General features: G+C 43.3%; 1 protein-coding gene. It reads right to left on the reverse strand.

The window, feature by feature from the left end; all coding sequences use genetic code 11:
* Window positions 1-140: 140 nt before the first annotated feature.
* Window positions 141-6,311: an Ig-like domain-containing protein gene (locus B5F18_RS06585; RefSeq protein ID WP_087156876.1), complete on the reverse strand. Its 6,171-nt coding sequence runs from the start codon at window positions 6,309-6,311 to the stop codon at window positions 141-143.
* Window positions 6,312-6,415 lie beyond the last annotated feature (104 nt).

Raw genomic sequence — 6,415 nt, forward strand, 5'->3', positions numbered from 1 at the left:
GTTTTTATTATAACGCATTTCGGCAAAGAGTTCACTAAAAAACTAGTCTGTTTTGAAAAATCTTTGTAAAAACAAGCACTGCCGCGCATAGAAATTTTTTCTCCTGCACGGCAGCGTTCTAAATTAGATTTCAATCAATCTTAGTTATTTCTTTTTTTCCTGTATGCCGCACCCGCAGCGGTAAGTGCAAGGACCAGTGCCGCCATCCATACGGATACCTGCACTTCATCTCCGGTTTTTGCACTCTTTTGTGTACGTCCGGTCACACTGCTGTCTGCATTTTGACTATTTACGTTTGCAAGAATCGTATTGCTTTCCTGCTCTGCTTTGCCACTGTTTTGAGTCTTTCCTGCGGATGCCTGTACAAGTGCCACTGCATTTTGAAGAGTTTTCTTGGCACCTGCAACCTCTTTCTCTGTTGCCTGGGCATCTTCATATACATTCTTTGCTTCTGCCAATGCTGTCTTGAACGTCTGCACATCCTCATCTTTGCATCCGTCCAAACTCAAACCTTCTGCCATCTTGATCATAGACGCAAGTGCTGATTTATCCGGTTTGAGACGCAGCTCGCTCATTGTTTTCAAAAGCGTTCTCCACACTTCATTTACTTCTTCCTGCATTGCATTGCCGTCTGCAAAAACTTTCTGTCCGTTTTCCAAAGCTGTCTTAAATGCCTCTTGTCCTTCTTCCAGATACTTGGAAAGATCCAGGCCTTCTGCCATTTTGACGACTTTTTCAAGATCATCTTTGTTTCCCTGTTTGAATGAGAAATACTGCATCGTACGGATCAGTTCCTGCCAGCTGTCATCAATCATTTTCTGAGTGACGGATGGATCTTGCGCTTTTGCTTTCTCCAGGATATCCTCTGCATTTACAAGCGCTGATTCAAATTTTTCAAGAACAGAGTCGATCACATTGTCTTTATCCGCCTCTTTTGCAAGACCGATCACGTATTCAAGCACTTGTACAGACAGTTTTTCTTCTGCTTTTTTATGAATGGTCACATAGTAAGTTTCTGTAGTTACTCCATCCTCTGCAGTCACGATAAGTTTTGCCTTTTCTTCAAATTTTCCTGGCATCACTACTGTTACAGATTCGTTGTTTGCTGTCTTAGCTTTGATCGTTGGCATAGAATCAACAGATATTTCGTATTCTTTCTTGTCTTTGTCAAATCCTTCCAGCTCTTTTCCATTGATCAGGATATTCTTAAGATCCGTCTCACTCCTCTTTTCCACCAATTTTTCATAAGATGCCATCTCTGTGATTGCCATGCATTTTCCATCTTCCGCTTTCATCACCATACGAATCGCACATGTCTGTACGGGATCAAACGTAATGACAGCTGTTTCTTCTGCATTGATGTTTTCCGGAGCATTCAGGTTTTTGACTGGTTTCCAGTTTTCTTCAACGCCTGCCGGATGTTCGTCTGTCACATTGTTCTGATCTGCCGGCGGCGTATTGAAATATGGTCCGTCATAGTACTGAACTTCAATATCTTTCGGCACAGATGAGCCATAGTCCGTATAGAAATCTACTTCCAGGTGGTCAATAAATTTATATGTCACTTCTTCCAGTCCAAAGATAATGCCTACCCAGTCTTTTTCTCTCCATGAGGAAGACCAGTTTGTCCAGCGGTTGTTTCCGCTTTCTTCTCTGGATACGATATTATCATTCAGTTTTGCCGCGCTGTCACCGGAGGAACCCTGACCGTTTGTGAAGGAAGCAATGCCAAGCGGCCAGTAAAATCCGTTTTTGTATCCAGTAAATTTATCGCCCTTATAGCTGTCCTTGGATACACGGATCGTTATCTGTGTCTCATATGTTTCTCCCTCACTGGAAACAGTTCCTTTCACGGTAACGATTTTTCCGTCTTCCATGAACATTTCCTGGGTCGTTTCTTCCCATGTAACTTCCGCTTCATTGCCCGTTCCGTCACTGTAGTACAATATTGCCTTTTCCGGAAACGTTGGAATGGTTCCAAGGGGTGTTGCTGTAGAGAATTGCTGCACTCCCACAACACCTTTTACAAGTACCGTTGCAACCGGCTGCAATGTTTGTCCTTCCACGGTTCCTTTTACCTGAAATTTACCATAAGAAGAACACTGTTCTTTTGTGATCTCATCCCATTTTACTGCTACTTTTTTTGGAAGTCCATTTTTAAATGTTGCACGGATCATGGAAGGAAGTGTCGGGATTTCTCCTAGTTTTGTCGTGACATGTACTTCCTCATATCCTGTGATTTCGGACGGATTTGTATTTTTCTTAATATGAACGGAAAGTTCATTGCTTTCCACTGTTTTGTCTTTATAAGTAACTCTTGCTTTTACCGTTGTGTCACCTGGATAGTAAGCATAAATCTGTCCATCCTTGATTTCCGCAATCTCTGGATTTCCAAGAGTAAATGCCACATTGATGACGTCATTTCCAAGTTTGGATCCATCCTGCAAAAGTGCCTCTACATAGATGTCTTTTACATCGTCCTGTATAATTTCTGTGTTGTCCATACTGATATTGACAGTGTCAAGAGACGGCAGCGCCCTCTGGAACTGAATGACATAATCATTTCTCGTTACACCATCCTCTGCCACAACAGATACTACAGCAGCGCTGTCGCCATTCAATGCCTGTACAGTAAACATACTTGCATACTTTGGTCCGACTGCAGATACCTCAGGAACTTCTGCTGCATAGTCAAGAGGAACTGTATAGTAATATACATTCGGATCAAATCCTTCCAGAAGTTTTCCATCAAGATTCAGCTCTTTTAAGGCTGCATCCGTCTCAACCGGAAGGGTTGTCTCCTCCTCATATACATGCACTTCGCTGACTCCCTGCGCCAGTTTTGCAGCGGAGTAGAAATGCCAGCGGATGAATCTTGCCTCTACCGGAGTAAAGGAAATCACATTCTCAGCATTTGTCACAAACTCATCCTTTGTACTAATACTCTGATTTTCCACAGGCGTCCACTCTTCGCCATCCTGGCTGTATTCCACGATGATCTTATCCGCGGTACCCATTTTATTATCCGTTGGATTTGTCCAGAAATCGATTCCTACTTTTCCGATCTTGTGAGTTTCTTCGAATTCCAGCTGAGCCCACTCTTCTTCCTGTCCATGTCCCCAAGGAATCCATCTCTCTCCTGCTGCTCCGCCTGTATAGACAACCTTTCCGTTATTGATCGCCTCCACCGGATCATTTCCGTTTGGCTGTACATAAGATGCTGTGGGGATTGGGTATGTTCCGTTTCTCTTTGCGATATCATTTGTATAATCCGTTTCTCCCTGTACCACATGGATATTGGCTTTTGCTTTTACAGAAACTCCTTCTACAGTTCCTTCTACGTTTACAAGCCCTTCTTCCAAAACCATGTCTTCTGTCACTTCATCCCACTGTACCGGAACCTGTTTTTCCTCTCCGGTATTGTAGATTGCTGTGACTTTTTCCGGAAGTGTTGGAATTACTCCAATATTTGTCACAATAGAAGTATTTCTGATACCGGAAACTTCCGTAACAATAATGTTGACCTGCACCGTATCCTCTGTACTTTCCACTTTTCCGCTCAGTACAAAAAGTCCGGCAGTATTGATCTGTTCATCCGTAATCTCATCCCAGATCACATTCTTTTCTTCTTTGCTGCCATCGCTGTAAACAGCAGTCACTGTTTCCGGAAGTTTTGGCATCACTCCAAACTCTGTCTCGATATCCTCGATATCTTCATAGCCTGCCAGTACCTTTTCATCTGTATCGGATGTTGTGAACACGGTTGTGCTCTCACCTTTTAATCCGCCTGATGTAGCGGTAAGAGTAAAGGAACCTTTCTCCTGTGTGGACTGTACGATGACCAACGCCTTCCCGCTGTATGCTTTTCTTGTATTTCCTTTGTAACTGTCAGTTACTTCAGTTGCATCTCCATTGTCCACGCCTACGATCTTTCCGTTTCCGGAAATCTGGAAATGAATCTGGTTGTTTGCTGTAGGCACGATTCTGCCCTCATCATCGAGCACATCCACGGTGATATAAGATAAATCCTCCCCGTCCGCTTTAATGACTTGTCTATCCGCTGTCAGATCAAGTTTTGCAGGCTCACCGGATGTCTCCACCACATCTCTTGCAATTTCATTTCCATCCAAATCTTTTGCCACTGCTTCCAGTTTGCCAGGTTTGTACTCTACTTCCCATTCCAGATAAATATGTCCATCTTCTGCTTCCTGGTATGGTCTTCCATCCTCTGTCTTTTTCTGGAGAAATTCTTTTTTGCCAAGGCTCTCCCCATTTAAGAAAAGTTCAACACTTGCTGCATTAGAATATGCCTGCACACGGATTTTTCCGTCTTTTTTGATGCTGTCATCGTTTTCCCAGTTCCAGTGCGGGAGTAAATGTACCATTGGTTTTTCTTTTACATCCACCCATTGGCTCTGGTAAATATAAAATGCATCTTTTGGAAAACCTGCTGTGTCAAACACGCCGAAATAGGAACTCTTTGCCGGCCATTGATCATGATATGGGCTAGGCTCTCCAATGTAATCGAATCCTGTCCACACAAATTGTCCCATCACAAACTTTCTGTCTCTGTCTGCTTTCCATGCAGCCTCTGCGGAAAGTCCCCATCCAACTGTTTTTCCATCATCGTAATTGCTTCTGATCTTTTTCTCATCATCTATGATATAGTATCCACGGCTGCGCACAGCAGAAGATGTTTCTGTTCCCATGATCAGCCAGTTCGGATATTCTTTGTGAGCAGCATCATAACTGTTCTCACCATAGTTGAACCCAACGACTCCTGTGACATCTGCAACTTTTTTCATATTCGTGTCCCAGAATCCATCGATGAAATTGTTAAATCCTTGTGTTGCCGGTCTTGTATCGTCCACTTCTTTTACCCAGTCTACAAGTTTAGTGGCTGTACCAACTGTTGCATTTACGATTTCATTTCCTATGGACCACATGATGATACAAGGTTCATTCTTGCCTCTATTCACCATATTTTTAATATCAAACTCTGCCCATGTTTCTCCTGGATTGGCATCCGGATGTGTTGCTGCTTTGCCAAAAAATCTTGCATAGTCTTTGTTTCTTTTTGCTGTCTCCCAGCAGTCGAACGCCTCGTCAATGACAAGCAGACCTTTTTCATTACAGATTTCCAGCAATGTATCCGATGCCGGATTGTGCGTTACGCGAATTGCATTGACGCCCATTTCTATAAGTTTCTCCATCTGTCGTTCAACAGCTCGCTTGTTTTCAATCGCTCCCAATGCGCCCTGGTCGTGATGCATGCACATGCCGTGCAGTTTCATGTACTTTCCGTTTAAGAAAAATCCTTCGTTTGGATCCATTGTGATCCAGCGAAAACCAAATGTCGTATCATATGTATCTACCACATTTCCATCCACAAGGACTTCTGTTTTTGCGCTGTAAAGATTCGGATCTTCTGTGTCCCAAAGCTCTGGCTTTTTCGTGACAATATCCTGTGTAAAGGTTTCTGTTTTTGAGGATGCGATTGTCTGTTCATGCGTTGTGTTTGCCTCCTCAAATACATTTCCGTCCTCATCGTACAGAGTGGTTCTCACCTCTACATCAGCCGCATCAGTTGTTTCATTTTTCACTTTTGTCTCGATATGGACTTTTGCCTGTCCATTCTTATATTCTTCCTCCAGATTCGGAGTTGTAATGTAAGTACCATAGCGTTCCACATGCACATTGTCTGTAACGACAAGCTCTACATTTCGGTAAATTCCGCTTCCGGAATACCAACGGCTGCTCGGCTGCTGATGATTTACTTTCACAGAGATGACATTTTCTGTCACTCCGTCCGCAGTGACAGAATCTGTGATATCATAAGCAAATGGTGAATAGCCGTATGGATAGTTTCCTACCATTTTACCATTTACATATGTGGTACTGTCCATGTACACACCGCCGAATGAAATGGAAATCCTCTTTCCTTCCATCTCCTTTGGAAGTACAAAGTGTTTTCGGTACCAGCCTACCCCTCCATTCAAGTAGCCTCCGTTTGCTCCTGCCGGGGACTTTGGATCAAAATTTTGCTCAATGCTGTAATCGTGCGGCAAATCTACATCTCTCCATGTGGAATCGTCATATTCTTTCCCGGACGCATCAATACTTTCCTCGGTCTCCAAGTAGAATTTCCAATCTTTGTTGAAATTCATCTCGCGCTCATTCCCTGTCACAAGAGATGTTTCCAAAGATTCTTTTGCCAACACCCTTGGCGATACGCCCATCGGCGCCAGCAATGTCACGCCAAGGGCCGCAGCACTTACCAATGCCGCCAGTTTTTTCCATCTTTTCCTCATGTTTTTCTCCTCGTATTATATAGTAGTAGTATTTATAGACCCTCTCCAAGGTCTGTATGCTATACTGTTTAGAGATACTGTGGATTGGTTTTTTTCTCCTACCA

It is taken from the genome of Lachnoclostridium sp. An181 (assembly GCF_002160325.1).
GTDB lineage: Bacteria > Bacillota > Clostridia > Lachnospirales > Lachnospiraceae > An181.

Excerpts from the sequence above, each read along its gene's own strand:
- B5F18_RS06585 (WP_087156876.1), bottom strand. The coding sequence starts at position 6,311 with ATGAGGAAAAGATGGAAAAAACTGGCGGCATTGGTAAGTGCTGCGGCC.